The sequence below is a fragment of the Burkholderia sp. MSMB1588 genome, from assembly GCF_001546925.1.
GTDB classification, from domain to species: Bacteria; Pseudomonadota; Gammaproteobacteria; order Burkholderiales; family Burkholderiaceae; genus Burkholderia; species Burkholderia humptydooensis.
Genome location: NZ_LNJS01000002.1, coordinates 17,624 through 44,480 on the forward strand (window position 1 = coordinate 17,624; position 26,857 = coordinate 44,480).

The 26,857-nt window shown below is 66.5% G+C and carries 22 protein-coding genes and 2 tRNA genes; 5 read left to right on the forward strand and 19 right to left on the reverse strand.

Annotated features, from left to right (window positions below; all coding sequences use genetic code 11):
* Positions 1-22: 22 nt before the first annotated feature.
* The 10 genes from WS92_RS36170 to def form a co-directional block, all read right to left on the reverse strand.
* A complete protein-coding gene (locus tag WS92_RS36170; protein ID WP_197420770.1) occupies positions 23-241 on the reverse strand; it encodes a hypothetical protein in 219 nt (72 codons plus the stop codon).
* Between the two features lie 331 nt (positions 242-572).
* Positions 573-648 (reverse strand) — tRNA-Phe (locus tag WS92_RS28315).
* Between the two features lie 60 nt (positions 649-708).
* Entirely contained in the window at positions 709-1,395 is a 687-nt protein-coding gene (gene esaR / locus WS92_RS28320; protein ID WP_009910946.1) for a response regulator transcription factor EsaR, read from the reverse strand.
* On the reverse strand, positions 1,396-3,804 hold the full coding sequence (gene esaS / locus WS92_RS28325; protein ID WP_015600104.1) for a sensor histidine kinase EsaS: 2,409 nt from the start codon (positions 3,802-3,804) through the stop codon (positions 1,396-1,398).
* Position 3,805: 1 nt separating this feature from the next.
* Entirely contained in the window at positions 3,806-4,396 is a 591-nt protein-coding gene (locus tag WS92_RS28330) for a DUF4390 domain-containing protein (RefSeq protein ID WP_009910945.1), read from the reverse strand.
* Entirely contained in the window at positions 4,393-5,802 is a 1,410-nt protein-coding gene (gene rsmB, locus WS92_RS28335; RefSeq protein ID WP_059933003.1) for a 16S rRNA (cytosine(967)-C(5))-methyltransferase RsmB, read from the reverse strand. The genes WS92_RS28330 and rsmB overlap by 4 nt, the downstream gene beginning before the upstream one ends.
* 379 nt (positions 5,803-6,181) lie before the next feature.
* On the reverse strand, positions 6,182-7,039 hold the full coding sequence (htpX, locus tag WS92_RS28340) for a zinc metalloprotease HtpX (RefSeq protein WP_006024099.1): 858 nt from the start codon (positions 7,037-7,039) through the stop codon (positions 6,182-6,184).
* Between the two features lie 108 nt (positions 7,040-7,147).
* On the reverse strand, positions 7,148-7,783 hold the full coding sequence (locus tag WS92_RS28345) for a LysE family translocator (RefSeq protein ID WP_006024098.1): 636 nt from the start codon (positions 7,781-7,783) through the stop codon (positions 7,148-7,150).
* Between the two features lie 121 nt (positions 7,784-7,904).
* Positions 7,905-8,888, reverse strand: coding sequence for a methionyl-tRNA formyltransferase (fmt, locus tag WS92_RS28350; protein WP_006024097.1), 984 nt, complete (start codon positions 8,886-8,888; stop codon positions 7,905-7,907).
* Positions 8,889-8,919: 31 nt separating this feature from the next.
* On the reverse strand, positions 8,920-9,423 hold the full coding sequence (def, locus tag WS92_RS28355) for a peptide deformylase (RefSeq protein WP_015602344.1): 504 nt from the start codon (positions 9,421-9,423) through the stop codon (positions 8,920-8,922).
* Positions 9,424-9,654: 231 nt separating this feature from the next.
* Between def and dprA the strand changes: the two genes are divergently transcribed.
* The 3 genes from dprA to WS92_RS28370 all read left to right on the forward strand — a co-directional run bounded on the left by dprA (position 9,655) and on the right by WS92_RS28370 (position 14,096).
* On the forward strand, positions 9,655-10,845 hold the full coding sequence (gene dprA, locus WS92_RS28360) for a DNA-processing protein DprA (protein WP_059933005.1): 1,191 nt from the start codon (positions 9,655-9,657) through the stop codon (positions 10,843-10,845).
* Positions 10,846-10,905: 60 nt separating this feature from the next.
* Positions 10,906-11,277: a thioredoxin family protein gene (locus WS92_RS28365; RefSeq protein WP_006024094.1), complete on the forward strand. Its 372-nt coding sequence runs from the start codon at positions 10,906-10,908 to the stop codon at positions 11,275-11,277.
* Positions 11,278-11,486: 209 nt separating this feature from the next.
* The gene (locus tag WS92_RS28370; protein WP_059933007.1) at positions 11,487-14,096 is read left to right on the forward strand and encodes a DNA topoisomerase III; all 2,610 of its coding nucleotides are present in this window, start codon (positions 11,487-11,489) and stop codon (positions 14,094-14,096) included.
* A 185-nt stretch (positions 14,097-14,281) separates the two neighbouring features.
* Here the strand turns inward: WS92_RS28370 and WS92_RS28375 are convergent, their stop codons facing one another.
* On the reverse strand, positions 14,282-15,337 hold the full coding sequence (locus WS92_RS28375) for a LysR family transcriptional regulator (protein WP_009910941.1): 1,056 nt from the start codon (positions 15,335-15,337) through the stop codon (positions 14,282-14,284).
* Between the two features lie 438 nt (positions 15,338-15,775).
* On the opposite strand from WS92_RS28375, the gene WS92_RS28380 reads away from it, so the two are divergent.
* A complete protein-coding gene (locus WS92_RS28380; RefSeq protein WP_006024091.1) occupies positions 15,776-16,792 on the forward strand; it encodes a D-2-hydroxyacid dehydrogenase family protein in 1,017 nt (338 codons plus the stop codon).
* A gap of 131 nt (positions 16,793-16,923) precedes the next feature.
* Here WS92_RS28380 and WS92_RS28385 read toward each other — a convergent pair whose 3' ends face one another.
* A complete protein-coding gene (locus tag WS92_RS28385) occupies positions 16,924-17,793 on the reverse strand; it encodes a patatin-like phospholipase family protein (RefSeq protein ID WP_015602225.1) in 870 nt (289 codons plus the stop codon).
* A 37-nt stretch (positions 17,794-17,830) separates the two neighbouring features.
* Positions 17,831-18,235 carry a PaaI family thioesterase gene (locus tag WS92_RS28390; RefSeq protein WP_009910940.1) on the reverse strand — a complete coding sequence of 135 codons (405 nt, stop codon included), beginning with the start codon at positions 18,233-18,235 and terminating at the stop codon, positions 17,831-17,833.
* A 191-nt stretch (positions 18,236-18,426) separates the two neighbouring features.
* On the opposite strand from WS92_RS28390, the gene WS92_RS28395 reads away from it, so the two are divergent.
* A tRNA-Lys gene (locus tag WS92_RS28395) sits at positions 18,427-18,502 on the forward strand.
* A gap of 165 nt (positions 18,503-18,667) precedes the next feature.
* Here the strand turns inward: WS92_RS28395 and WS92_RS28400 are convergent.
* The 6 genes from WS92_RS28400 to WS92_RS28430 form a co-directional block, all read right to left on the reverse strand.
* A complete protein-coding gene (locus tag WS92_RS28400; protein ID WP_006024089.1) occupies positions 18,668-19,813 on the reverse strand; it encodes a porin in 1,146 nt (381 codons plus the stop codon).
* Between the two features lie 187 nt (positions 19,814-20,000).
* On the reverse strand, positions 20,001-20,948 hold the full coding sequence (locus tag WS92_RS28405) for an AraC family transcriptional regulator (RefSeq protein ID WP_231755965.1): 948 nt from the start codon (positions 20,946-20,948) through the stop codon (positions 20,001-20,003).
* Positions 20,948-22,603, reverse strand: coding sequence for a long-chain fatty acid--CoA ligase (locus WS92_RS28410; RefSeq protein WP_059933011.1), 1,656 nt, complete (start codon positions 22,601-22,603; stop codon positions 20,948-20,950). The genes WS92_RS28405 and WS92_RS28410 overlap by 1 nt, the downstream gene beginning before the upstream one ends.
* 373 nt (positions 22,604-22,976) lie before the next feature.
* Positions 22,977-24,671: an acyl-CoA dehydrogenase family protein gene (locus WS92_RS28420; RefSeq protein WP_059933013.1), complete on the reverse strand. Its 1,695-nt coding sequence runs from the start codon at positions 24,669-24,671 to the stop codon at positions 22,977-22,979.
* A 13-nt stretch (positions 24,672-24,684) separates the two neighbouring features.
* On the reverse strand, positions 24,685-25,377 hold the full coding sequence (locus WS92_RS28425) for a TetR/AcrR family transcriptional regulator (RefSeq protein ID WP_059933016.1): 693 nt from the start codon (positions 25,375-25,377) through the stop codon (positions 24,685-24,687).
* Positions 25,378-25,486: 109 nt separating this feature from the next.
* Positions 25,487-26,770: an MFS transporter gene (locus WS92_RS28430; protein ID WP_059933017.1), complete on the reverse strand. Its 1,284-nt coding sequence runs from the start codon at positions 26,768-26,770 to the stop codon at positions 25,487-25,489.
* Between the last annotated feature and the right edge of the window lie 87 nt (positions 26,771-26,857).

Consider the following 26,857-nt stretch of genomic DNA (forward strand, 5'->3'; position numbering starts at 1 on the left):
TACCCGCGCGCAAGCGCAACGGCTACTGGAAGAACTGCCGGCGCACCTGCGACAGATGGCGCGGTTTGCGTTGGCGACGGGGCTGCGTGAATCGAACGTGCGACTGCTGGAATGGGCGCAGGTCGATCGAGAGCGGGCGCTGGCGTGGATTCATGCCGACCAGGCCAAAGCCGGCAAGGTGATTTCCGTGCCGCTGAACGAGGACGCGTTGGGCGTGCTGCGCGAGCAGCAGGGGCAGCACAAGCGCTACGTGTTCGTGTACAAGGGGGCACCCATCGGCCGCATCTACAACCACGCATGGCAAAAGGCATGCGTGCGAGCGGGCCTGTCAGGGTTGCGCTTTCATGATCTGCGGCACACGTGGGCGAGCTGGCACGTTCAGGCCGGCACGCCTCTGCCAATCCTTCAGCAGCTCGGGGGATGGGCCAGCTATCAGATGGTGCTGCGCTACGCGCACCTCGGGCGGGACCACGTGGCGGCTTACGCGGACAACATCGGCACACTGCGGCACAAATCTGGCACACCGCCAGAAATAGAAAAGGGTTCCGATTGCTCGGAACCCTTGTCAAATCTGGTGGCCTGGGGCGGAATCGAACCACCGACACGCGGATTTTCAATCCGCTGCTCTACCAACTGAGCTACCGGGCCACGAAGAAAAAAAATTATAGCAGCGCACAAAACACCGATCAAGCCCTTTGTGCAAAAAATTTATGCCGCGCCTTCGGCCGGCTTCTTGCCGAGTTCGACGCCGAGCTGCTTGAGCTTGCGGTACAGGTGCGTGCGCTCGAGGCCCGTCTTCTCCGCGACGCGCGTCATGCTGCCGTTCTCGCGCGCGAGGTGATATTCGAAGTACGCCCGCTCGAACGCGTCGCGCGCCTCGCGCAGCGGAATGTCGAACGGGATCGCGGCCGTCGTCTGGCCCGCGAGCGCCGCGGACGGATCGTCGCCGAACGTCGGCAGCACGGCCGCCGACGCGACCGACGACAGCCCCGCCGCCGGCTTCGCCGCCGTGCTCGCCGGCACCGGCGCCGCGCCGCGCGCGAGTCCGTGCTCGACCGACTTCAGCAGCTTCTGCAGCGTGATCGGCTTCTCGAGAAAATCGAGCGCGCCGATCTTCGTCGCCTCGACGGCCGTGTCGATCGTCGCGTGCCCCGACATCATGATGACGGGCATCGTCAGTTGTCCTTGGCTCGCCCATTCCTTCAGCAACGTGACGCCGTCGGTATCGGGCATCCAGATGTCGAGCAGCACGAGATCGGGCGCATGCCGCAGCCGGTAGTCGCGCGCGGCCTGCGCGTTCTCCGCGACGTCGACGACGTGCCCTTCGTCGCTGAGGATCTCCGAGAGCAATTCCCGGATGCCCATTTCATCATCTACCACCAGGATGGTTGCCATTTACGCTGCCTTTGTCTGCACAGTTGCTCTTGTCTTGGCGGGTGCCGTGCCGCCGTTCGTGCCGCCCCCGGCGCCCGCCGCATCGTCCGCGAGTTGCAGGAACAGGATCGAGACCTGCGCGCCTTCCACGACGTCGCCGTGCATGCGATTGCGCAGATCGATCCGCGCACCATGCTCGTCGACGATCTTCTTCACGGTCGCGAGGCCGAGCCCCGTCCCTTTCGCCTTCGTCGTCACGTAAGGCTCGAACGCGCGCGTCAGGATGCGCGCCGGAAAACCCGGACCGTTGTCCGAAACGGTCAGCCGAACCGCGACGCGCGTTTTGCCGTCCGCGTCGGGATCGCCATATTCTACTGTCTTGGTTTCGAGCAACACACGGGGATGCTCGACGTCGGCGACCGAATCCTGCGCGTTCTGCAGCAGATTGTGGATCACCTGACGCAGTTGCGTCGCGTCGCCGCGGATCACCGGAAGCGGCGCCTGCTCGACGACGATCGTGCTCTTGCCCTCGCCGACGCCGTAAAGCGTCAGCACTTCGCTCACCAGATCGTTCAGTTGCAGGTTGACGAGCACCGCGGGCGGCGTGCGCGCGTAATCGCGGAAATCGTCGACCATGCGCTTCATCGCGGCCACCTGATTGACGATCGTCGTCGCGCCGCGCTTGAGCACGTCGGCGTCGGTCGGCGCGAGCTTGTCGGAGAGCTTCATCTGCAGGCGCTCGGCCGACAACTGGATCGGCGTGAGCGGATTCTTGATCTCGTGCGCGAGCCGCCGCGCGACTTCGCCCCACGCGACCGAACGCTGCGCGGAGATCACGTCGGAAATGTCGTCGAACACGACGACGTAGCCGGACGTCTGCGGATCGTCGGGCTGGCCGGGCGCCGCCGCCGTCGACACGAGCCGCGTGCCGCGCACGAGCAGCGTCAGCGGATCGGCCTCGCCCGGCACCTCGACCGCGAACTGCTGCTGCCAGTGGCCACGATCCTCGCCGCTGCCCTGGCCCGCCGCCTCGCGATCGGCGAACGCCTTTCTCACCATCGCGCCGAATTCCGCGACGACGCCGATCTGATCGAGCGTCGTGCCGATCAGCGAATTGAACGGCTGGCGGAAGATCCGCTCGGCGCCGCGATTCGCGGTCGTCAGGCGAAACTGGCGGTCGAGCACGAACACGCCCGCCGTCAGGTTCGCGAGAATGCTCTCGAGATACGTCTTCGAATGCTCGAGCGCGACGCGGTTCTTCTCGACCGCGAGGCGCGCCTCCGACAACTGCCGCGTCATCGCGTTGAACGACTGCGTGAGGAAGCCGAGCTCGTCGCGCGTCTTGATCTCGCGCTTCGGCGTATAGTCGCCCTCCGCGACTTCCTTCGTGCCCTGCGCGAGCAGGAAGAGCGGCCGCGCGAGCTGGTTGCCGAGCGCGAGCGCGATCATCATCGCGATGAACGTCGCGAGAAAGAGCGCGAGCGTGAGCGTGCCGATGTACATCTTGCGCAGCCCGCTGCGGCCAAGCGCCTTCTCCTGATATTCGCGATACGCGCGCTGCACGGCGTCCGCGTTGCGCGCGAGCGTCGGCGACACCGGCTGCGTGAGCTGCAGGAAACGCTCGGCGGGCTGCAACAGCAGCGTCGACGAATCGGGAATGCGCTGCACGACGCGCAGGCGCAGCGCGCCCTTCGATCCGCGCGCGCGCGGATCGCCGTCGACCTCGCCCTCGATCGCCGCGAATGCGCCGTGCTCGCGCGCCTGGCTCAGCATCAGCGGCGTCGGCATGTCGTCCGGAATCAGCGCGGCGAAGTTGCCCGATGCCTGCGCGATGATGTGCACGTCGGGCGACGCGCCCGTGCCGCGGCCCGGCTCGACGATTGTCGCGTCCTGCACGCCGAACTGGTCGCGCAGCCGCAGCAGCGTGAGCGTCGTGCCGTTCGTGTTGGTGTCGGCGCTCGCGAGCTGCTCGGACATCAGGCGCGCCTTCGTCTGCAAGTCGGCGAGCGACGTGTCGAGCATCCCGCGCCCGAGATTGAGGCCCGCGGTGAGCGCCGTCTCGACGTTCACGTCGAACCAAGATTCGATGCTGCGCGATACGAACTGATACGACACGATATAGATGATCCCGCCCGGCACGACGCCGACGAGCGTGAAGAACACCGCGAGCTTCGCGAGCAGCCGCGTGCCGAACTTGCCCTTCCTCAGCCGCGCGACGATCATCCCGACGAGCCCAAGCACGACGAGCAGGAACACGAGCGCGACGATGATGTTCGCCGAGTAGAGCCACGAGTAGTAGCGATCGAAGAACTCGGTGTTCGCGCTCGCGGCCGCGAGCAGCACGAGCAGCAGAAGCGCCGTGATCGCGACAGTCGACACGATCACGCGTATCAGAAAACTCTTTCCGCTCGTTGCGCGGCGGACGCGCATTTTACTTAGCACGCTCGGCCACCGTGAAAATGAAACGCTTCCAGTCGGAAACGAGATTCCAGTCGCGGTTGTTCACCGCGTCCACCTGGAACGGCTTCGGCATCAGCGCGGTATCGAGCTGCATGCGCACCGACGCCGTATACGTCTCGCCCGAGCGCACCTGGCCCTTGTCGATCACGTGCCAGGACGTCACGTGCTTGACCACCGCGAGCGCCTCCTTCAGCGACGGAAAGCCGAGCTGCAGGCCGCCCGTCGATACCCGGTATTCGCGCGTGAGCGGCTGGAACGACAGGCGGATCGTCTGCGACACCGACACCGGCTGCTCGTCGAACCAATACCAGCGCGCGCGGCTCAGCTCGAAATCGGTCGTGAAGTAGAGCGGCACGCCTTTGTTCACCGCATCCTCGAGGCTGCTGTTGAGCTCGAAATCGAAACGCGCGTCGAGACTCCAGCCGCCGCCGTCCGACTGCAGCGACGCGCGCTGCACGGCGATCGTATCGGCGTGCGCGGAAGGAACGGCAGCGAGACACAGCGTCAGCGCGACCCATAGCACGGCCGCGAGCCGGAGTGGAAAGAAGCGTTTGATCGTCACCGTTTCTGAAAGCGCGCGTAGAAAAATCCGTCGTGATCGACATGCCGGCCGGGCTCGCCCGATCCCCCGACGGCCGGCGCCCCGCCTGTCGCGCCCTGCGGCAGCAACTGCCCGGGCGCGTCCAATCGTACCGCATCTTGACAGGCGTCTCCAAACCAGCGCGCCTGCAGTTCGCCCTCGTCCGGAAAGATCGAGCAGGTCGCGTACAGCAGCTCGCCGCCGGGTTTCACGAGCGGCCAGAGCGCGCTCAGAATGCGGCGCTGCTCGGCGACGAGCGCGGGAATGTCGGCCGCGCGGCGCAGCCAGCGGATGTCCGGATGACGGCGCACGATGCCCGACGCGGAGCACGGCACGTCGGCGAGGACCCGGTCGAACGGACGCCCGTCGTGCCATTGCGCGGGGTCTCCTGCGTCGCCGACGCGCACGTCGGCCGCGAGCGACAGCCGCGCGAGGTTCTCGCCGATGCGCGGCGCGCGCGCCGGATCGCTTTCGAGCGCGACGACTTCGGCGTGCGCGAGTTCGAGAATGTGGCCCGTCTTGCCGCCGGGCGCCGCGCACGCGTCGAGCACGCGCATGCCGTCGCGCGCGCCGAGCCATTCGGCCGCGAGCTGCGCGCCCGCGTCCTGCACCGACACAAGGCCGTCCGCGAAACCCGGAATGCGCTCGACGGGCAGCGCCGATGCGAGCCGTATCGCGTGACGGCCAATCTTCTCGGCGTCGATCCGCTCGGCGCGCAACACGTCGAGATACGCTTGGGCCGTCATGCGGCGCGCGTTCACGCGCAGCGTGAGCGGGCCGGGGGTGTCGCCCGAGGCAAGAATGCGCGGCCATGCATCGGGCCACGCGCGCTCGACAGCGTCGATCCACCACGGCTCGTAGTTCCAGCGCGCGCGCCGATCGGACTGCAGCCGCTCGAGCCACGCGGCCCGCTCGCGCAGGAACCGGCGCAGCACCGCGTTGACAAGCCCCTTCGCAAACGAGCACTCGCGGCGCGCGCCGATCGCGGTCACCGCCTGATCGACGACGGTGAAGGGCGTGTAGGCGGCGTGCTCGCCGTCGTCGACGAGGAGCGCGAACGCGCAGACGAGGAGCGCATGCACGTGCGCCGGCGGCGCCTTCGCAACGAGTTGCGCGATCAGCCAGTCGGCCGTGCCGCGAAGGCGCATCGCGCGATACGCGATGTCCTGGATCGCGCCGCGCGCCGTCTGTGCGTTCGAAGACATCGATGCGTGGACGGCCGCAAGCGCAGCGGGCAGCGCCGCGCCGCGATTGACTGCGTCGACCGCTTGCGCGGCGCCGTCGAGCGCGAAGCCGAGCGAATCGGGGACGAGATGCAGCGCCGACAGGCGCGGCGCGCGAGCGGGCGCGCCGGATGCGCGGGAACGGGAAGGGCGAGTCTGGGTCATCGGATCAGCAGTGCCTGCGGCACGCGGTCGCGCCGGGCGGTGGTAGGGGTGTGCCGTGGTGGCCGGCCCGCGGCCGGTCGGCTGTAAGCGGGGTATTGTAGCGCGGCGGGGATCGGGTTTCGGGTGGCTGGGTGCGCGATGTGCCATGCGCGCTCGGTACGTTCGGCGCTTCGGCGCTTCGGCGCAGTTTCGGCACGATCCGCCACCGCCCAAGCCGCGTTTCGCCACCCCGATCAACCGAACGAGCGGCCGTCCAAAACGCCAAACCTCGCAGCGCGATGCATGCGGGGTTCGGGCGATCGCCGGATGCGCCGAAGCATGTCAAGACCGGCTACCGATATAGCGCCCTCTCACGAGCGCGTCGACGTTGCTACGCTCGTCAGTCGAAGCGGCCGGTGCGCGCCATTTCCATCAGCCGCGCGATCCGCTCCTCGGTGGCCGGATGCGTCGAGAACAGATTCTGCAGCCCGCCGCCCGACAGCGGATTCATGATCATCATCTGCGCGGTGGCCGGATGCTCCTCGGCCGTCTGGAACGGAATGCCCGACGCATAGCGGTGGATTTTGTCGAGCGCGGCAGCGAGCGCCTGCGGATCGCCCGAGATCTGCGCGCCGCCGCGGTCCGCCTCGAACTCGCGCGCGCGCGAGATCGCCATCTGGATCAGCGCGCCCGCGATCGGCGCAAGCAGCGCGACCGCGATGCCAGCGATCGGATTGGTGGGACGGCCGTTCTCGTCGCGCCCGCCGAAGAACATCGCGAAGTTCGCGAGCGCCGAGATCGCGCCCGCCATCGTCGCGGAAATCGTCGAGATCAGGATGTCGCGATGCTTCACGTGCGCGAGCTCGTGCGCCATCACGCCCCGCATCTCGCGCTCGGACAGCACGCGCAGGATGCCCGTCGTCGCGGCGACGGCCGCGTGCTCGGGATTGCGGCCGGTCGCGAACGCGTTCGGCTGATTCTCGTCGATCAGGTAGACGCGCGGCATCGGCAGGTTCGCGCGCGTCGCGAGTTCGCGCACCATCCGATAGAACTGCGGCGCCGTGGCCTCGTCGACCTCCTGCGCGTTGTACATGCGCAGCACCATCTTGTCCGAGAACCAGTACGAGAAGAAATTCATACCGAGCGCGATCAGCAGCGCGATCGTCATTCCGCGCGATCCGCCGATCATGCCGCCTATCACGATGAACAGGGCCGTGATCGCGGCCATCAGCATCGCCGTTTTGACCCAATTGAACATGTTTCCCACTCCTTATCCGTCTGCGGGGATCGCACCGCACGCATATCGGCGGCGGTGCATAATTGTAAGCGATCTGTTAGATAAGAGCGTTTCGAGAAAATTCAATCCTCAGCGCGTCGATGTCGCGAGCTTGACGCCGAGGCCGACGAACGCGCCGCCGACGCCGCGGTCGAGCCATTTCTTCACACCGGGCTTGCCGGCAAAGCGTTGCGTGACCGTGCCCGCGACCCACGCCACGATGCACGACCACACGGTGCTCATCGCGAGAAACACCGCGCCGAGCGTCAGGAACGCGAGCACCTTGTGATTGCTGTCCGCCGACACGAACTGCGGGAAGAACGACACGAAGAACAGCACCACCTTCGGGTTCAGCACGTTGGTCAGGAACCCTTGCGTGAACAACTGGCGCAGCGATTTGTCCGCGCCGCGCCGTGCGGGCTGCTCGGCCGCCTGCTCCTGCTTCGCGAAGATGAGGCGCACGCCCAGGTAGACGAGATAGGCCGCGCCGACGATCTTGATGACCGTGAACGCAGTTGCCGACGCGGCGAGCACCGCCGTCAGGCCGAACGCGCACGCGAGCACGTGCACGCAGCAGCCGGCAGAGATGCCGAGCGCGGACATGAGGCCCGCGCCGCGCCCCTGCGCGACGCTGCGGCCGACGATGTACGCGGTGTCGGGCCCCGGCGTGATGTTCAACAGGAAAACCGCCGCGACGAACAAGCCAAGATGGGTGATGCCGAACATGCCGATCCCTCGATGCTGATGTCAGAGAATTCTACGCGCGCGCCCTGCGCGCCGCGACCCGGCCGTTCGGCCGATTGCGCGGCGCGCGCGATTCCGATGAACTGTTGGCAGGCGACGAAAATTACGCGGCGTCGGGCGGCGCGAAGCGCTGGCCGGCCGCAAGCGGCGCCCCCGCGAGAAACTCGCGCGCCGGCAGGCGCTTGCCGCCCGGCTTCTGCAATTGCGTGACGCGCAGCGCGCCTTCGCCGCAGGCGATCACGATGCCGTCCGGGCCGGCATCGACGATCGTGCCGGGCGCCGCGTCGCCGCGCGCCGGCACCGCGTCGGCCGCCCACAGCTTGAGCGTCGCGCCGTCGAGCGTGCCCGCGCCGCCCGGAAACGGGTCGAACGCGCGCACCTGCCGCGCGAGCACCTCGGCCGGCTTGCGCCAGTCGAGCGCCGCCTCGTGCTTGCCGATCTTCTCGGCATAGGTGACGCCGTCGGCGGGCTGCGGCGTCGCGGCGAGTGAACCCGCACGCTCGAGCTCGGCGAGCGCGTCGACGATGAGGCGCGCGCCCGCCGCCGCGAGCTTGTCGTGCAGCGTCGCCGTCGTATCGTCGGGCGCGATCGCGATGCGCGCATCGTGCAGCATCGCGCCCGTGTCGAGCCCGGCATCCATCTGCATCAGCGTGACGCCGGTCTCGGCGTCGCCCGCCTCGATCGCGCGATGGATCGGCGCGGCGCCGCGCCAGCGCGGCAGCAGCGACGCATGGATATTGATGCAGCCGTGCCGCGGCAGGCCGAGCACTTCCTGCGGCAGAAGCAGGCCATATGCGGCGACGACCATCACGTCGTGCGGCGTCGCGTGCAACAGATCGAGCGCGGCGGCAGCTTCGGCCGGATACTTGCCCGCGCGGCGCAGCGACGGCGGCTGCGCGAGCGCGATGCCGTGCTCGAGCGCATAGCGCTTCACGGCGCTCGCCTGCAGCTTCATCCCGCGCCCGGCGGGACGATCGGGCTGCGTCAGCACGAGCGGCACCGGGAAGCCGGCCTCATGAATCGCGGCGAGCGCCGCTGCGGCGAATTCCGGCGTGCCGGCGAAAATGACCCGCAGTGAATGTGTCATGTGCAAATGAATCCGGGAACAGCCGTGCGCATCACATTGCGCGTTCGAGTTTCTTCATCTTCGTCTTGATCCGGGTCTGCTTGAGCGGCGACAGATACTGGACGAACACGCGGCCTATCAGATGATCCATCTCGTGCTGGATGCATACCGCGAGAAGCCCTTCGCAGTCGATCTCGAACGTCTCGCCTTTCTCGTCGAGCGCGCGCACGCGCACGCGGTCCGGACGCTCCACTTCGTCATAGATGCCCGGCACCGACAGACAGCCTTCCTCATAGACCTGCTTGCCGTCGCTCGTCCAGACGAGCTCCGGATTGATGAAGACGCGCAACTCGTTCTTCTCCTCGGACACGTCGATCACGATCACGCGCTCGTGCACGTCGACCTGCGTCGCCGCGAGCCCAATGCCGGGCGCCGCGTACATCGTCTCGGCCATGTCGGCGACGAGCTTGCGAATGCGGTCGTCCACTTTGTCGACCGGCTTGGCCACCTTGTGCAGCCGTTTGTCGGGGTAATGAAGGATGTTCAGCAAAGCCATGATTTCAGTGTTGAGAGACGAACGACCCGCCCGCATCGGCCGTTCGGCCGACTGCCGCGACGCGCGCGCCGGCCTCAAGATGGATTCGACGACGCGCGGAATCCGCCGCGCGTCGCGACGACCGGCCAATCGCCGTGAGCTTGCGCGCGCGGCATTCGTTCTATTTCGGATGATGAAAATTTTATCACGGCACCACGCGGCCCGCAGGCCGCGCTTCTCGAGGATTTCGTCATGTCGCCGCGATCGTTGACGCGTGCCGAGCTCGCCGGCTGGCTGCGGCTTGCGGGCGCGTCCGGCGTGCCGGCCGCCGCGCGTGCCGCACTCCTCGGCGCGTTCGCATCGCCCGAAGCGCTCTTTGCGGCGTCGCATGCGGAGCTGGCGGCACTCGTCGGCGACGCTGCGGCCCGATCGGCGCTCGCGCCGCCCGCAGACGATTTCGAGCAGCGCGTCGACACGACGCTCGCCTGGCTCGACGAGCCCGGCAACGCGCTCGTGACCCGGCACGATCCCGCGTATCCGGAGCCGCTCGCCGAGCTCTACGATCCGCCGCCGCTGCTATATATAAAAGGCCGCGTCGCGCTGCTCCATGCGCGGGCCGTCGCGATCGTCGGCAGCCGCGGGGCAACGCCGCAGGGGCTCGCCGACGCGACGCGCTTCGCGCGCGAGCTGTCGGACGCGGGCCTTGCGATCGTGTCGGGCCTCGCGCGCGGCATCGACGGCGCCGCGCATCGCGGCGGGCTCGACGGCGCAAGCGGCACCGTCGCCGTGATCGGCACAGGCGCGGACATCGTCTACCCGGCTTGCCACCACGCGCTCGCCCACGAGATCGCCGAGCGCGGCGCGCTCGTCTCCGAGTGGCCGCTCGGCACGCCCGCGCGGTCCGCCCATTTTCCGCAGCGCAACCGGCTGATCGCCGCGCTGTCGCGCGGCGCGCTGATCGTCGAGGCGGCGCGCCGGTCCGGCTCGCTGATCACCGCGCGGCTCGCGAACGAAATGGGACGCGACGTGTTCGCGATTCCCGGCTCGATCCACGCGCCCCTGTCGCAGGGCTGCCACGCGCTGATTCGCGACGGCGCGAAGCTCGTCGAGACCGCGGCCGACGTGCTCGAGGAATTCGGCCTCGACCCCGCCCGCCCTGCGGGCGCAACGCGCGGCGCGCCCGCCGCCGCCGAGGCCGAGGTCGATCCGGACGACGACGCGCGCCGGCTGCTCGCCGCGATCGGTTACGGCCCCGTGCCGCTCGAGCTGCTCGCGCAGCGCACGGCGCTTTCTAGCGGCACGCTGCACCGGCTGCTGCTGCAGCTAGAGCTGGCCGGCCGCATCGCAGCGCTGCCGGGCGGCCGCTACATGCGCATCGCCAGCGCGCAGGCTGAGCCCACTCAAGCGCGCGGGACGAGCGCCGTGCTACATTCCGGCGCATAGGCGCCGCGCCCGGGCGTTCGCTCGAGCCGCCGCCACCTTACGATGCAAGGAAAACCGCCAATGCCCGCGCTGAATCTCGACACCGACGAAGATCGGATCGCCGAGCGCCTCCGGAATCCCGACACGCTGCTCGTCGCCTGCCTGTGCGCCGAGTGGTGCGGCACCTGCCGCGAATACCGCGCCGCGTTCGACCGGCTCGCCGACGCCCATCCCGGCGCCTGCTTCGCATGGATCGACGTCGAAACGCACGCCGACCGGCTCGACGATCTCGATGTCGAGAACTTCCCGACGCTCCTCGTCGAGGACGTGAACTCGGTCCGCTTCTTCGGCACAGTGCTGCCGCACGCCGCAATCGTCGAACGAATGCTGGCCGACCTGACGGCGCTGTCGGGCGCGCCGCATGCACCAAAACTGCGCAATTTGTTCGACTAGAATCGTCTGGCCTCGAAATATCGGCCGTGGAATGCAGCTTTACCGCTCGTTTACACGGGAAGGCGTGCGACAGGCTTGCCGCCGTCCTTGCCCCCACTTATGATGACCCGCTTTTTGCTCACGCCGGCCGCCGTTTGGGCGCCGTGTGCTATAAAGCCGTCGTAAAAGGGCCCGCATCGGGCTCGCCCGGTCCATCAATACACACTGTCATGTCGAAAGCACTCATCATTGCGGAAAAGCCTTCTGTCGCGAACGACATCGCGCGTGCTTTGGGCGGCTTTACCAAGCATGACGAATACTACGAGAGCGACGAATATGTACTGTCGTCGGCGGTCGGCCACCTGCTCGAAATCGCCGCACCGGAGGAATACGAGGTCAAGCGCGGCAAGTGGAGCTTCGCGCATCTGCCTGTCATTCCTCCCCATTTCGATCTGAATCCGATCGCGAAAAGCGAGTCGCGCCTGAAGGTGCTGACCAGGCTGATCAAGCGCAAGGACGTCGAACGCCTGATCAACGCATGCGACGCGGGACGCGAGGGCGAACTGATCTTCCGCCTGATCGCGCAGCACGCGAAGGCGAAGCAGCCCGTCCAGCGCCTGTGGCTGCAGTCGATGACGCCCGCCGCGATCCGTGACGGCTTCGCGCACCTGCGCACCGACGTGGACATGCAGCCGCTCGCCGATGCCGCGCGTTGCCGCTCGGAGGCCGACTGGCTCGTCGGCATCAACGGCACGCGCGCGATGACCGCGTTCAACAGCAAGGGCGGCGGCTTCTTCCTGACGACCGTCGGCCGCGTGCAGACGCCGACGCTGTCGATCGTCGTCGAGCGCGAGGAGAAGATTCGCCGCTTCGTGCCGCGCGACTACTGGGAAGTACGCGCGGAATTCGTCTGCGCGGGCGGCTTCTACGAAGGCCGCTGGTTCGACCCGAAGTTCAAGAAGGATGAATTCGACCCCGAAAAACGCGACTCGCGCCTCTGGAGTCTGCCCGCCGCGGAGACGATCGTCGCCGCGTGCCGCGACCAGCTCGGCACGGTCACCGAGGAATCGAAGCCGTCGACGCAGCTCTCGCCGCTGCTGTACGACCTGACGAGCCTGCAGCGCGAGGCGAACAGCCGCTTCGGCTTCTCGGCGAAGAACACGCTCGGCCTCGCGCAGGCGCTGTACGAAAAGCACAAGGTGCTCACCTATCCGCGTACCGACGCGCGCGCGCTGCCGGAGGATTACCTCGGCACGGTGAAGTCGACGCTCGAAATGCTCAAGGAGAGCAACAACTACCTGCCGCACGCGAAGCAGGTGCTCGACAAGAACTGGGTGAAGCCGAACAAGCGGATCTTCGACAATTCGAAGATCAGCGACCACTTTGCGATCATCCCGACGCTGCAGGCGCCGAAATCGCTGTCCGAGCCGGAGCAGAAGCTCTATGACCTCGTCGTCAAGCGCTTCCTCGCGGTGTTCTTCCCGGCCGCCGAATTCAAGGTGACGACCCGGATCACCGAAGTCGCGGGCCATCACTTCAAGACGGAAGGCAAGGTGCTCGTCGAGCCGGGCTGGCTGCAGGTCTACGGCCGGGACGCCGAGGGCGCCGACGCGAATCTCGTGCCGGTTCAGAAGGACGAGAAGGTCAAGACCGACAAGGTCGCAGCGCACGGCCTCACGACGAAGCCGCCCGCGCGCTATTCGGAAGCCACGCTGCTGTCGGCAATGGAAGGCGCGGGCAAGCTCGTCGAAGACGACGAGCTGCGCGAGGCGATGGCCGCGAAGGGCCTCGGCACGCCGGCGACGCGCGCGGCGATCATCGAAGGCCTGCTCGGCGAGAAGTACCTCGTGCGCGAAGGCCGCGAGCTGATTCCGACCGCGAAGGCGTTCCAGCTAATGACGCTGCTGCGCGGCCTCGGCGTGAAGGAGCTGACCGCCCCCGAGCTGACGGGCGAGTGGGAATACAAGCTGTCGCAGATGGAGCGCGGCAACCTGCAGCGCGATGCGTTCATGCAGGAAATCGCGCGGATGACGCAGACGATCGTCAAGCGCGCGAAGGAATACGACTCCGACACGATCCCGGGCGACTACGCGACGCTCGAGACGCCGTGCCCGAACTGCGGCGGCCAGGTGAAGGAGAACTATCGGCGCTTCGCGTGCACGAAGTGCGACTTCTCGATCTCGAAGATCCCGGGTAGCCGGCAATTCGAGATCGCCGAAGTCGAGGAACTGTTGCGGAAAAAGGAAATCGGGCCGCTGTCGGGCTTCCGCAGCAAGATGGGCCGGCCGTTCTCCGCGATCCTTAAGCTCACGTTCGACGACGAGACGAAGAACTACAAGCTCGAATTTGACTTCGGCCAGGAGCAAGGCGGCGAAGAGGGCGAAGCGCCCGACTTCTCCGCGCAGGCGCCCGTAGGCGCGTGCCCAAAGTGCAAGGGCCGCGTGTTCGAGCACGGAATGAGCTATGTCTGCGAGCACGCGGTCGCGAGCCCGAAGACCTGCGACTTCCGCTCCGGCAAGGTGATCCTGCAGCAGGAGATCACCCGCGAGCAGATGACGAAGCTCCTCGAGAACGGCCGCACCGATCTGTTGCCGAACTTCAAGTCGTCGCGCACCGGTCGCAACTTCAAGGCGTATCTCGTCAAGCAGGCGGACGGCAAGATCGGCTTCGAGTTCGAGAAGAAGGAGCCGAAGCCCGCGGCCGCGAAGAAGACCGCGTCCAAAACGACGGCCGCGGCCCACGATGCAGCGGCCGACAGCGGCGACAAGACCGAAAAGAAGGCGGCGCCCGCTCGCAAGACGGCTGCGCGCAAGACGCCGGCGCGCAAGACGGGTTCGTAACCGGCGCAATGCCGGCGCCGCGAATGCGGCGCGCCGGCATTGGCGCCGGGCGGCGCGCGCGATGTCGAGCAACCGGGCGGCGCGCCCGCGCCGCGGTGCTTCGGTCCAAGCAAAAGCGCGAGCTCTCGACGAGCCCGCGCTTTTGCTTTTTGCGGAGGAGATTCGGCGCGCGACGCCGCGCGGCGTTACAGCGGAGACGGCACGACGGTGCGCGCCCGCGGCGCGCGCGGCAGACGCGGCGACAGCGCCGGATCGGCGCTCGATCGCTCGGCGAGCGCGTCGGCAGGCAGCGCGTCGATGGGCTGGCCGGCAACGCCCTGCGTGGCCCACTGCTCGCCGAGCATCGTGTCCGGCGATTGGCTGAAGTGCTCGACGAGATGGTCGATGAACGTGCGCACCTTCGCCGGCAGGTGCCGGCGGCTCGGATACGCGATGTTGATCTCGACCTGCGGCAGCCGGTAATCGCTCAGCAGCCGCACGAGCTTGCCGCGCGCGATGTCGCTGCCGATCAGATAGCTCGGCAGGATCGCGACGCCCATGCCGAGCATCGCGAACTGGCGCAGCATCTCGGTATTGTTCGCGACGACGACGTTCGACGGCCGCACGCGCACTTCGCCGTCCGGGCCGGTGAATACGCGCTCGTCGCCCCAGTATTCGGACGGCAGGCTCAGGCAGGGATGCTCGACGAGCTGCTCCGGATGCATCGGCATGCCGTGCTTCTCCAGATAGCTCGGCGTCGCGCAGACCACCATGCAGCCCGTCGTCAGCCGGCGCGTGACGATGCTTGCGCTGCGCATCTGCCGCGTGATCACGATGCCGACGTCGAATCCCTCTTCGACGAGATCGACCTGACGATCAACGAGGGTCAGGTCGGGAATGACCTTCGGGAAGCGCTGCGTGTACGTCTGCAGCACGGGCGCAAGGTTGTGCAGGCCGAACACGACGGGCGCGACGATCCGCAGCGTGCCGACGGGCTCGTGGTTGCGCGCAACGACCATCTGCTCGACGTCTTCGAGCTCGTCGAGGATCTGGCGCGCCCGCTCCAGGTAAACCTGGCCGGATTCGGTCAGCGAGAGGCTACGGGTGGTGCGATTCAGAAGGCGGGTGCCGAGCCGGCCTTCGAGGTCGGCGACGTGGCGCGTCGCGACCGCGTTCGAGATGTCCATCGCGCTTGCCGCCCGGGCGAAACTGCCGAGATCCGCGACCTTGACGAACACTCGCATCGACTGCAAATGATCCATACTCCACTCCTACCGCTGTTACCGCTTCAAAAATATGAAGCAAATGAGTAATTTTCCTACGACAGCGAAAAAGATGCAGAGTTGCTCAACTTCCGGCGAAATCTCGATAAAAACCTTCAAATTTGCTCAGCCCACCTAGCTAGATAGACCAATTGTTCTGAAATAAGAAATAATTGAGCAATCTCCCTGCGCAAATTACCCAATCGAGAAACGCCGGAATCGCCGCCAGGCCAGCATCAAGCGGGGTCCGAACAGCGCGATCGGCACCCTGGCATCGGCGCTTGCCGCACCGCGTAACAAGCTGTTAAAAAGAGATACACCTGTTGCTGCGCCGTCATAGGATCATTACGGCCCTCAAACCGGGCCGGCCCGGCGCGCGACGACGCGCGACGGCCACCACCTCACATCGCTCATCCCGCGCGAATCCCGAAACTCGCCATGAAAATTGCCATCCTCGACGACTACCAGGACGCCGTCCGCAAGCTCAACTGCTTCGAGATGCTCGCCGACCATGAAGTGAAGATCTTCAACAACACGGTGCGCGGCCTCGGGCAGCTCGCGAGCCGCCTGGCCGAAGTCGAAGCGCTCGTGCTGATTCGCGAGCGCACCCACATCACGTCGCAGTTGCTCGGCAAGCTTCCGCATCTGCGCATGATCAGCCAGACAGGCCGCGTGTCGACCCACATCGATCTCGACGCGTGCACGGAGCGCGGCATCGTGGTGCTCGAAGGCACGGGCTCGCCGATCGCCCCCGCCGAACTGACCTGGGCGCTCATCATGGCCGCGCAGCGGCGCATCCCGCAGTACGTCGCGAATCTGAAGCAGGGCGCATGGCAGCAATCGGGCCTCAAGACGTCGGCGATGCCGCCGAATTTCGGGCTCGGCCAGGTGCTGCGCGGGCAGACGCTCGGCATCTGGGGCTACGGCAAGATCGGCCGGCTCGTCGCCGGCTACGGCAAGGCGTTCGGAATGAACGTGCTGATCTGGGGACGCGAGCACTCGCTCGAAGCGGCGCGCGCCGACGGCTTTGCGACCGCCGAGAGCCGCGAGGCGTTCTTCGAGCAGGCCGACGTGCTGTCGCTGCACCTGCGCCTGCACGACGACACGCGCGGCATCGTCAAGCTCGACGATCTGCTGCGAATGAAGCCGACGTCGCTCCTCGTCAACACGAGTCGCGCGGAACTGCTCGAAGAAAACGCGCTCATTTCCGCGCTTGCGCGCAACCGGCCGGGAATGGTCGCGATCGACGTCTACGAGAGCGAGCCGATCCTGCAAGGCTACAGCCTGCTGCGCATGGAAAACGTGATCTGCACGCCGCACATCGGCTACGTCGAACGCGAAAGCTACGAGCTCTACTTCAGCGCGGCGTTCAAGAACATCCTCGCGTTCGATGCGGGCGATCTGTCGAGCGTCGCGAATCCCGAAGCGCTCAACCAGGGGCGGATTCGCCGCTGAGCGGAGCGGCGTCAAGAAGCGCGGTGCGCGAGCGGCCCCGTGCCCGTGCGGCCTCCCGCCATCGTGCACCGAGCGCCCGGCTGCGGCGATCAGCCGCACCCGCTTCCCGCCAGGCCCCGGCGCTTCCGGCGTCAGCGCACCGCGCCGTTGTCTTCCAGGCACTGCGGCACGACGCTCAGAAAGCGCTCGCCGTCGCGCCGGCCGAGATCGTACGCATGCTGCATCTGATGCGGGCTCGTGTAGTCCCAGCTCGAAATCGGCACCTTGCTCGACGGCTGCACGTAGAACCGCCGCTGCCCGTCGCAGTCGACGACGAACGTCTGCGGGCGAGGGTAGCGCCGCGTCACCATCACGAGCACGAGCCCGGGCGACGCATCGAGCGCGCCGACCGGCACGTTGTCGACCATCCCGCCGTCGAGCACCGGTCGGCCGTCGCGGCGCAGGACGGGCGTAAACGGCGGCGTGCACGACGACTGGAGAACGAGATCCGCGAGTTCGTCGACGCGCGCGCAATCCTGCGCACGGATGAACTCGGGGCAAAAGCCGAGCGAGCGGCCGAGCGTCGGATGCAACGTCTTGCGGACGTACTTCTCGATGTTGTACGCGACGAACCCCGCCGCGACCGCGCTGCGCGCGCCGAGCCAGCGCGGCACATGCGACACGCCGATGCGGATCTCCGGCGCGCCGGCGAGTTTCGCGAACGGCTCGCCGTAGATATCGAGGAGCGCCTGCCGGTAGATCCGGTAATGCGGAAAGACCGGCTCGGCGCGCAGCAGATTGCCCCAGTAGACGTTCCGGCGGTTGTGCCTGAGCGCCTCTTCGTAATAGCGCATCACCCAGCGCGAGTCGCGCATGTAGAGCATGCAGGCGGTCGCCGCGCCCGCCGAGATGCCGGCGATCACGCGCGGCCGCAGGCCGAGTGCGGGCCGCGCGACGTCCCAGAATCCCGCCTGCCACCAACAGCGATTGCCGCCGCCCGCGAATACCACGTGGTCGAACATCGGATGCGCTCCCGTTCCACCCTGCCGCTGTACGCGCTCAGGAGACGAGCGCGTACGTCGACGTTGCGTGCACGGCCATCTTGCCGTCCTCGTCGAACAGCTCGATTTCGCCGAACACGAGATTGCGGCCCATCCGCAGCACGCGGGCGGTGACGAGCACGTCGCCCTTGCGGACCGGGCGCATGAAGTGGGTATTGAGGGCGACGGTCGTCATCGGCCGGAATTCGCCGAGCGCGGCGGAGATCGCAACGACCATCGCGGTGTCGGCGGCCGCCATGAACACTTGCCCGCAGATCACGCCGCCCGAATGGCGAAGCTCGCCGGAAAACGGCAGCCGGAGGGTGACGCTCTCGTCCGAAACCGATACGGGGGTGAGGGAAAGGGAGCGGACCCACGGAGCAAGGAGCCGATCCAGCAAATCACGGACAGTGTTTTCGTCCATTGTCGTACGCCCAGAAAGAGCCGCGCGCCCGCCGCGCGACAGGGTTTGGGCGACATCATACCGGGAGCGCGCGCGATGCGACGGAACGTGCGAATCCGGAACGGCAACGCGCGGCCGACGGAAGCGTTTCGAGAAAAATACAAAAAAGACTAGACAAGTCTTGAAAGCTTCGGCATAATTTTTCTTCTGTTGGGGCGTTAGCTCAGTTGGTAGAGCAGCGGACTCTTAATCCGTAGGTCGAGTGTTCGAGTCACTCACGCCCCACCACCGAATTCAAAGGGTTACAAGCGATCAGCTTGTAACCCTTTTCTGTTTCCAGCCAGCAGCCCCTCCTGCCCGGAACACGTCACGCGCTCTGACAGCGCTGCGGCACGGCTCGATCGGAGCCGATCGCCCCAACACCGCAATCCCGTTACCGCCATCCGGCAGCACCTAGAATTTGTGGCGCAGCGCGACGTGGACAGCCAGTTGATTCGCTGACGAAGACGGCGACAGCAGGTTCAGATTCGCCACGGCGGCATTGCCGGTCGAGTCGGTGCCGATCGCGCGCTGCCACAGGAACGCGCCGTATACATCGGTTCTCTTCGACAGGAAATAGTCGAGACCGAGGCTGACCTGGTGATACTTCGCATCGGGAGCCTTCGTGAAAACGTAGGCCGCGCCGGCCTCCAGCAGCGACGTGATGAAATACTGGTAACTCACCTCGACGTTGCGAATGTAGAGGTTGCCCGAATAAGGGCCGGCGCTCGTCGGCACGACGTCGCCGAACCGCGTCTGCGAATACATCGCGCCGATCGTCGATTTGCCGCTCGCGTATCGCGCGGCGACACCCGCAATCTGCACCGTCGACGCGGACGTGAAGCCGCTGTAGATCGGATTCTTCACGTTCGACTCGAACGCGGCGCCAGCCGTCGCAGGCGCGGATGCCCCGTAGATGTTCGTGCTCGCGTTGTGAATGCTCAGAAACGCGCCGGCGAGCGTCAGGCCAGACGCCACATATTCCGCGCCGACGCTCCAGACGCGGTTGTTCGCGAAATCGCCCGGCGTGCCGCCGAAGCTGTATAGCCCGCCGAAATCGAAACCGTTGAAATTCGGGCTCTTGTAGCGCACGGAATTGTTGACCCGAAACGTGTTGTTGAAGTTGTCGACGTCTCCCGCGTGTGCGCCCAGATAACCCGCGAATGTGTCGCCCGCTTCCATGTAGCCCAGGTATTCGACGATCGACTCGTATTGCCGCCCGACGGTGATCGTGCCGTACGGCGACGAAAGCCCGACATACGCCTGCCGTCCGAACCCGAGACCGCCCTGCCCGAGCCTGCCCGTGAAGCCGTCGAATCCGTTCTCGATCGTGAAGATCGCCTTCATCCCGCCGCCGAGATCCTCGACGCCGCGCAATCCGAAGCGGCTGCCCTGAAGCTCTCCGCTCGACGCCTGATAGCTCGCTTTTCCATTCTGATTGTTCGAATAGGTGAAGCCGCTATCGAGCAGGCCGTACAGCGTCACGGTGCTCTGCGCCCAGGCCGGCGAGCACAAAAGAAATGTCGTTGCGGTCGCGCCGCCTATCAGTCGTGCTCGCATTTTTCGTTGATCTCCTTACCCCGTTTCGCGTGCGTTATCGAAGGTCGGCCCATAGTGCGAACGTCAAAAACGGGCGGCTTGTACGATAGTGCTGAGATGCCGCACGCATGGACGCCGGCCCCGACGACACCCGCGCTCGCGCACGTCATCGCCTGAAGCGGCCGCGGCGCATCGCGATTCGGCTCGATCAGTTGACGCTATCGCGATACAGGCTTCGGAACGTACCCGGCGTGACGCCGTACATCCGCTTGAAATTCCGCGTGAAGTGGCTTTGATCGAAAAAACCCGCGCTCAATGCGGCGTCGGCAACCGACGTGCCGGTCCGAAGCAGGTACTTCGCCTTGTGAAGCTTGCACTGGAGATGGAAGCGGTGAAGCAGAATGCCGAACGTCTTCTTGAACGAGCGCATCAGATGGAAACGGCTCAGGTTGGTGAGGCGCGCCAGTTCCTCGATACTGACATCGCCGTCGGCATATTCGATGAGGTAATCCTTCGCGCGATGGACGGCCTGCGCGTTGCCGCCGATCTGCTCGCCGGCCGCCACGGCCGTCGAGCAGCGCGCGTGCAGCGCCGACATGGCTTCGAGCCAGAACGCCTCTTTCATCAGCGCGGGCGCATCGATCTCGGCGCAGCGATGCGCCCTGAGCAGCAGCGCGGCAAGCCCGGGTTCGTCATGCAGGCCGGAGCGGATATTCTCATAACGCGTGCGCTCGTCGCCATCGAGCGGATCGAGATAGATCGCCCTGTATTTCCAGCAGGAATCGCGCGGCACCGTGCCCGAGTGGCACTCGCCCGCGTGAGTCACCCACAGCGTCAAAGGCTTCACGGTCTCCACGCCGCGCGACGATTTGCAATGCGCGGCGCCGCTTTCGGTGACGGCGATCACGAGCTCGTCATGCACGTGCGGCTCGAAAACGTGCGCGCCGTACGCCGCGCGAACCAGCCGCCCCGCCGGCAGCGACGCGTCACGCCACGTCGAAACCGGCATCGACGAACGTTTTTCGACGCACACGACGTCTCGGCTCTCTTCGCGACGCTCCCGTTCCATTCCAATCCCCCGATGTGCGTTCCCCAATGCCCGGCAGCCGCAGAGGCGGCGGGGCGCGACGGCAACTGCGCGCCGCAGCGCCGACATCACGTCTCGTCCCCGCTGCCCTGACGTGCGCCGGCCGTCAGATGGTCGCGGAAGCGGTCGCGCAGCTCGGTCTTTCTGATTTTTCCGGTCGGCGTCAACGGCATCTCGTCGAGGAACACGACATCGTCGGGCAGCCACCATTTCGCGACCCGGCTCGACAGGAACGTCAGCAGTTCGTCCTTCGTCACCGGCTCGTCCGCCTTGCGCACGATGCAAAGAACCGGCCGTTCTTCCCATTTCGGGTGGCTCGCGCCGACGACGGCCGCGAGCTTCACGGCCGGGTGCCCATAGCAGAGATTTTCGAGATCGACCGAGCTGATCCACTCTCCACCCGACTTGATCACGTCCTTCGCGCGATCCGTGATGCGCAGGTAGCCGAGCGGATCGATCGTTCCGACGTCGCCCGTCGGAAACCAGCCGTCCCCGTCCAGCACGCCACCGGATGCCTGCTTGAAATAGCCGGACGCCGCCCATGCGCTTCTGACCCAGATCGCGCCCACGGACCGGCCGTCATGAGCGAGCCTGCGCCCGTCCTCGCCGACGAGCTTGAGCTCCATCCCGAACTGCGCGCGGCCCTGGCACGCCATGATTCTCGTTTGCGCGTCGTCGTCCAGTTGGCTCGCCGCATGAGACAGCGTCGAGAACGTGCCGAGCGGACTGAGCTCGGTCATCCCCCATACCTGATGAACCTGGCAGCCGTAGACTTCCTTCAGTGTCCTGATCATCGGCGGCGGCACCGCCGAGCCGCCGACGACTGCGCGCTTCAGGCTGTCGATGCGGCTCCCCGTGCGGCGCAGATGCTCGAGCAGCATCGTGACGACCGTCGGCACCGCGACGGTGAACGTCACCTGCTCCCGCTCGACGAGGCGCTGGACGGATTCGCCGTCGAGCCTGCGCCCAGGCAGCACGAGCTTCGCGCCCGTCATCGCCGCGAGGTACGGCATCGCCCAGGCGTTCGCATGGAACATCGGCGCGATGGGCATCACGACGTCGGACGACGCGATGCCGAACGCGCTCTGCTGCGCCGCGGCCAGCGCGTGCACGACCGTCGAGCGGTGCGAATACAGCACGCCCTTCGGCTCCCCCGTGGTTCCCGACGTGTAGCACAGCGACGAAGCCTTGCGTTCGTCGAACGACGGCCACGCGAACGTCGTCGCGAACGCGCCGATAAAGGTCTCGTAATCGGTCACGTCGACCGGAAGTCGCACCGCGCCGGCGCTGCCCGCATCGCCGAGCACGACGATCTTCTCGACGCACGGCAGTTGCCCGGCGATGCGCTCGACCGTCGGCAGGAATTCGGGATCGACGAACAGCAGGCGATCTTCGGCGTGATTGATGACGTAGACCAGATGGGCGTCGAACAGCCGCGGGTTGACGGTATGAAGCACCGCGCCGATGCCGGAAACGCCGTAATACATCTCGAAATGGCGATAGCCGTTCATCGCGATCGATGCGACGCGATCGCCGTCCGCCACGCCGTGCGCGTCGAGCGCGTGCGCGAGCTGCGCCGCCCGCGCGGCCGCGTCGGCATAGGTGTAGCGATGAATCGCGCCGGCGGCGTCCTGACTGACGATCTCGCGCGCGCCGTGATAGACCCGCGCGTATTCGAGGAGATCGCTGATCAGAAGCTGCTTATCCTGCATCAGGCCGAACATGCTTCCTCCGGAGGTGAACGTGCGGCGCGCGCATGCGAACCCGGCGGCGACGTCCGCCCCGCGCCGCCGCGTTCCGTGCCGCCGGTTCGACGGGCAGCATCGCGCCTTCGCTCGCCCCGGCACGAGGGCATCATCGCCGTTGCGCAGCGCGCACGGTGTCTATCGATCGAATCGGATGTTGAGCCGCCGTCGGCGCTTGCTGCGCGCGCAGCAAGCGGCGGGCGTCTTCGCGAACGCGCCGGCCTCTTTCGGCGCGACCGCGGATTCGGCGCGCGCATGCGCGAAGCCAAATCCGCCGGGAATGATGGCGGCGAGCCGGACTCGCTTCCGCACGCCGCACGCCGCACGCGATCGCATCGCGCGCGCGCCGTTCCTAATGCGGGACGACCGCCGCGCGACGCACGATGTGCCGAAGCGCCGGCGTCGGCTTGAGCACGCCGAACACGTAGCCCATGCCGTCATGCAACCTCGAGGCGCAGAATGCATCCGCCACTTCCGCGGTCGAATGGCGCAGCAGTTCGGCACCTTGCAAGGCGAGCGCCATCAGCGATGCGATGCGGCGCGCGTTTCCTTCGATTTCGGCGCCTTCGTCGAGCGTCGCCTTCAGTACGCCGAGATGCGCGTCGAAAAAGCGGTTGGCGCCGGCAAGACCGGCGAAGTCGTCGAGCAACGCATCGAGCGTCTGCGGCTCGCGCTTCATCGCCCGCATGACGTCCATGCACATCATGTTCGACGTGCCTTCCCAGATCGCGTTGAGCGGCGCCTCGCGATACAGGCGGGCCATCGGATTTTCCTCGATGAAGCCGTTCCCGCCATGCACTTCGAGCGCCTCGACGACGAAGCTCGCCGCGCGCCGGCAATTCCAGAACTTCGCGACCGGCGTCGCGATGCGGGCCAACGCCTTCTCCGCCGCGTTCCCGGCCTCCCACCCGTCCGTCGCGCGGCTCACGCGCAGCGCCATCAGCATCGACGCCTCGGCATCGATCGCGAGATCGGCGAGCACCGCCTCCTGTATCGGCTGCTCCGCGAGCGGCTTGCCGAACGCAGTCCGCGTCTGCGCGTGATTCAGCGCGAGCGTGAGCGCATGACGCATCAGCCCGGCCGAGCCCACGGCGAAATCCAGACGCGTCAGATGCGCATGCGAGAGGATCTCCCGGATGCCGCGCCCCTCTTCGCCGACGAGGATCGCCCATGCGTTTCGATATTCGATCTCGCTCGACGCATTCGACTTGTTGCCCGCCTTGTCCTTCAGACGCTGGATGAAAATCCGGTTCGTCGTTCCATCCGGGAGAATCCGCGGCATGAAGAAGCACGACACCCCGGCCTGCGTGCGCGCGAGCGTATAGATCCCGTCGGCGACGGGCACCGAGCAGAACCACTTGTGCCCGGTGACGAGGTAGATCGCGCCATGCTCGCCGTTCTCGTGCGGGACGGCGAACGTCTGCGTTTCCCTCAGATCCGATCCGCCCTGCTTTTCGGTCATCGCGTATGCGATCACGGCGTGAGTCTTCTGCTCGATCGGCAGGCGGCGCGGATCGTATTGCGTCTGCAGCGTCTTCTCCTTCCACGCGGCCAGCTCGGGATAACGCCTGAACCCCGCGACCGACGCGTAGGCCATGCCGGTAGGACAGCCGACGCCGTTCTCGATCTGATTCCACAGGTAGCTCTGAACCGCGCGCGCGAAATGCCCGTTCGGCTCCGTGGCGGTCCATGCGAGCGAATGCACCTGATTGCCGAATGCCCAGGACATCAACTGATGCCACGCCGGATGAAATTCCACCCAGTCGAGCCGGTTGCCGTAGCGGTCGAAATTCTTTAGGACGGGCGTGTACAGGTTCGCGAGGCGGGCCGCGTCCTGAGCCTGCGCGGTTCCCGCCAGCGCGCCGAGCCGGCTCGCGTGGCCCGCCGCCCACGGCGCGAAGCGTTCGGTGATCGACGATAGCGCGACGTCGTCGTCAAACGCGTTGTATCCGACCGGGTCGGCCGCCTGATTGAATACGGCGTGCGTGGCGCCGTCGCATCCGGACTGCGGGTTGTCTTCGCTCCACTCCGGCAACGGATTGTTCATGTCTGTCTCCCGGTCAGTCGGATTCAGGCTTCCCGACGATCCGCAGCGGCGCGCCGCTCCCGCGCGGCGGCATCCGCGCCCCGACCGCCCTCACGCAGCATTCGACGATATGGCCGAGGAATTCGGCCTGGTCGATCTTGTGCTCCTCGTCCGGCGCGAGCGGGCCGACCAGCGCCTCCATGAACGCGCCGACCACGCAGGCGGCCGACGTGCGCGCATCCTGCTCGGGGAATTCGCCGCTCCGGATGCCTTCCTCGATGATCCGCTGAACGGCTTCGCTCAGCGCTTTCCGGTACGCGAGCCGCTGCACGTCGATCTCCGGCTCGCAAGGCTCGGCGATCAGCGCGAACGCGAGGCGCCGCCCGCGCAGCGCGCGCTTCGAGAACGCGTACACCGCGTCGGCCAGCCGGTCGCGAACGAGACCGCCCGCCGCAGCGATCTGGCGCACCACGTCCACCTCACGTTGCGACACGATGGCGAGCACTTGCGCGAACAGATCCGCCTTCGACGGGAAATACCGGTACACGGATCCCGTTGCAAGCCCGGCCGCGTGCGCAACCGACGACATCTGCGCAGCCTGCCATCCGCCTTCCGCGACCAGACGGCGTGCGGCATCGAGGATCTGCGCGCGGTTGTCGGCGAGGCGCGCTTCAAGACGGGGAGATCGCTTCTTCGGGTTCACGCGAGAAAATGAATGATGATTCATTTGCGAATTCTAGTTCACCATTAGTTCCTGTCAATGATTCAATCGCGGCCTTGAAGCCCGTGTCGCGGCCGCTTTGCGCCGGCTTCCCGGCGCGCCCCGCCGAGCGGCGTCATCGCAGCGCGCCCGGCGCGCCGACCGTCAACGAAACCCTTCCCGCCGCCATCGTCGCGACGCCCACCACCGCCATCCCGACGCAGAACATCGCGTAGAACGTCGGCGCCAGCGCGGAGCCGGTCGCATCGATCAGCCACGTCACGATCATCTGCGAGAACCCGCCGAACAACATGACGGCCAGGTTATAGGCGAGCGAAAGCCCGGTCGAGCGCACCTCGGCCGGAAACTGCTCGGAGACGAGCGCGCCGAAGGGCCCGTAGAATCCCGCGAGGCTCACGCTGAGCAGACACTGGACGAGCAGTATCTTCGCGACGCTCGGACTCGCGTTCAGCCACGCGAACAGCGGATACAGCAACGCGAGCGTCACGACGAGCGAAACGAGCGACAGCGATTTTCGGCCGATGCTGTCGGAGATTCGGCCGGCCACCGGACAAAGCAGCACGAGCAGCGTATTGCCGGCGACGAGCGCGTAGAAGCTCGCTTCGATCGGCAGCTTCAGTTGCTTGACCGCGTAGGTCGGCAGATAGCTGACCAGCACGTAGACGCTCGACGTCAGCGCGACCACCGCCGCGAGGCTCGAAAGCACGCCGCCGATGTGGTCGCGCACGACGCTCTGCAGGACTTGCGTCGGCCGTTCGTCCGCCGCCGGCGCGCTCTCCGGCTCGACGAGGTTTCGCCGGATATAGAAGCCGACCGGCCCGATGACGAGCCCGATGACGAACGGAATCCGCCATCCCCACGCCATGAGTTCGTCGTGGCTCAGGCCCTTCGTCACCAGCGCGCCCACGATCGCGCCGAGCAGCAGCGCGGCCGCCTGGCTGGCCATCTGAAAGCTGCCGAAGAATCCGCTCCGGCCGGGCGGCGCCGATTCGATCAGAAGCGCCGTCGCCGTGCCGAATTCCCCGCCGGCGGAAAAGCCCTGGATCAGGCGAGCGATGATGATCAGCACCGGAGCGGCCACCCCGATACTCGCATGCGTGGGCGCCAGCGAAATGATCAGGAGGCCCAAGGTCATCAAGGCGATGACGAGCGACAGCGCGCGCTTGCGGCCGAACCGGTCCGCGTACGAGCCGAGCACCAGCCCGCCGATCGGCCGCATCAGAAACGCGACGCCGAACGTGCCGGTCGTGAGCAGGATGGACGTATAGCTGTGCCCGGTCGGAAAGAACAGATCGGCAAGCACGACCGTCATGTAGCTGAAGACGACGAAGTCGTACCATTCCAGCGCATTGCCGATCACCGCCGCGACGATGCCTCTCATATGGGGGGCGTGCTTCATTTCGGTCCTCCGTCGATTCACCGAGCCATCGTAGGAAGGACAAAATGGACGCGCTTGCACAAAAATGCTGTCGCGGCCGGCCGGCGT

Coding starts and splice junctions, on each gene's coding strand:
- WS92_RS28370 (WP_059933007.1), top strand. CDS start 11,487: ATGTCGAAAGCACTCATCATTGCGGAAAAGCCTTCTGTCGCGAACGAC.
- WS92_RS28425 (WP_059933016.1), bottom strand. CDS start 25,377: ATGAATCATCATTCATTTTCTCGCGTGAACCCGAAGAAGCGATCTCCC.
- WS92_RS28430 (WP_059933017.1), bottom strand. CDS start 26,770: ATGAAGCACGCCCCCCATATGAGAGGCATCGTCGCGGCGGTGATCGGC.
- WS92_RS28390 (WP_009910940.1), bottom strand. CDS start 18,235: ATGGACGAAAACACTGTCCGTGATTTGCTGGATCGGCTCCTTGCTCCG.
- htpX (WP_006024099.1), bottom strand. CDS start 7,039: ATGTTCAATTGGGTCAAAACGGCGATGCTGATGGCCGCGATCACGGCC.
- WS92_RS28400 (WP_006024089.1), bottom strand. CDS start 19,813: ATGCGAGCACGACTGATAGGCGGCGCGACCGCAACGACATTTCTTTTG.
- fmt (WP_006024097.1), bottom strand. CDS start 8,888: ATGACACATTCACTGCGGGTCATTTTCGCCGGCACGCCGGAATTCGCC.
- rsmB (WP_059933003.1), bottom strand. CDS start 5,802: ATGACCCAGACTCGCCCTTCCCGTTCCCGCGCATCCGGCGCGCCCGCT.
- WS92_RS28420 (WP_059933013.1), bottom strand. CDS start 24,671: ATGAACAATCCGTTGCCGGAGTGGAGCGAAGACAACCCGCAGTCCGGA.
- dprA (WP_059933005.1), top strand. CDS start 9,655: ATGTCGCCGCGATCGTTGACGCGTGCCGAGCTCGCCGGCTGGCTGCGG.
- WS92_RS28380 (WP_006024091.1), top strand. CDS start 15,776: ATGAAAATTGCCATCCTCGACGACTACCAGGACGCCGTCCGCAAGCTC.
- WS92_RS28345 (WP_006024098.1), bottom strand. CDS start 7,783: ATGTTCGGCATCACCCATCTTGGCTTGTTCGTCGCGGCGGTTTTCCTG.
- WS92_RS28405 (WP_231755965.1), bottom strand. CDS start 20,948: ATGTCGGCGCTGCGGCGCGCAGTTGCCGTCGCGCCCCGCCGCCTCTGC.
- def (WP_015602344.1), bottom strand. CDS start 9,423: ATGGCTTTGCTGAACATCCTTCATTACCCCGACAAACGGCTGCACAAG.
- WS92_RS28385 (WP_015602225.1), bottom strand. CDS start 17,793: ATGTTCGACCACGTGGTATTCGCGGGCGGCGGCAATCGCTGTTGGTGG.
- WS92_RS28365 (WP_006024094.1), top strand. CDS start 10,906: ATGCCCGCGCTGAATCTCGACACCGACGAAGATCGGATCGCCGAGCGC.
- WS92_RS28375 (WP_009910941.1), bottom strand. CDS start 15,337: ATGGATCATTTGCAGTCGATGCGAGTGTTCGTCAAGGTCGCGGATCTC.
- WS92_RS28410 (WP_059933011.1), bottom strand. CDS start 22,603: ATGTTCGGCCTGATGCAGGATAAGCAGCTTCTGATCAGCGATCTCCTC.
- esaR (WP_009910946.1), bottom strand. CDS start 1,395: ATGGCAACCATCCTGGTGGTAGATGATGAAATGGGCATCCGGGAATTG.
- esaS (WP_015600104.1), bottom strand. CDS start 3,804: ATGCGCGTCCGCCGCGCAACGAGCGGAAAGAGTTTTCTGATACGCGTG.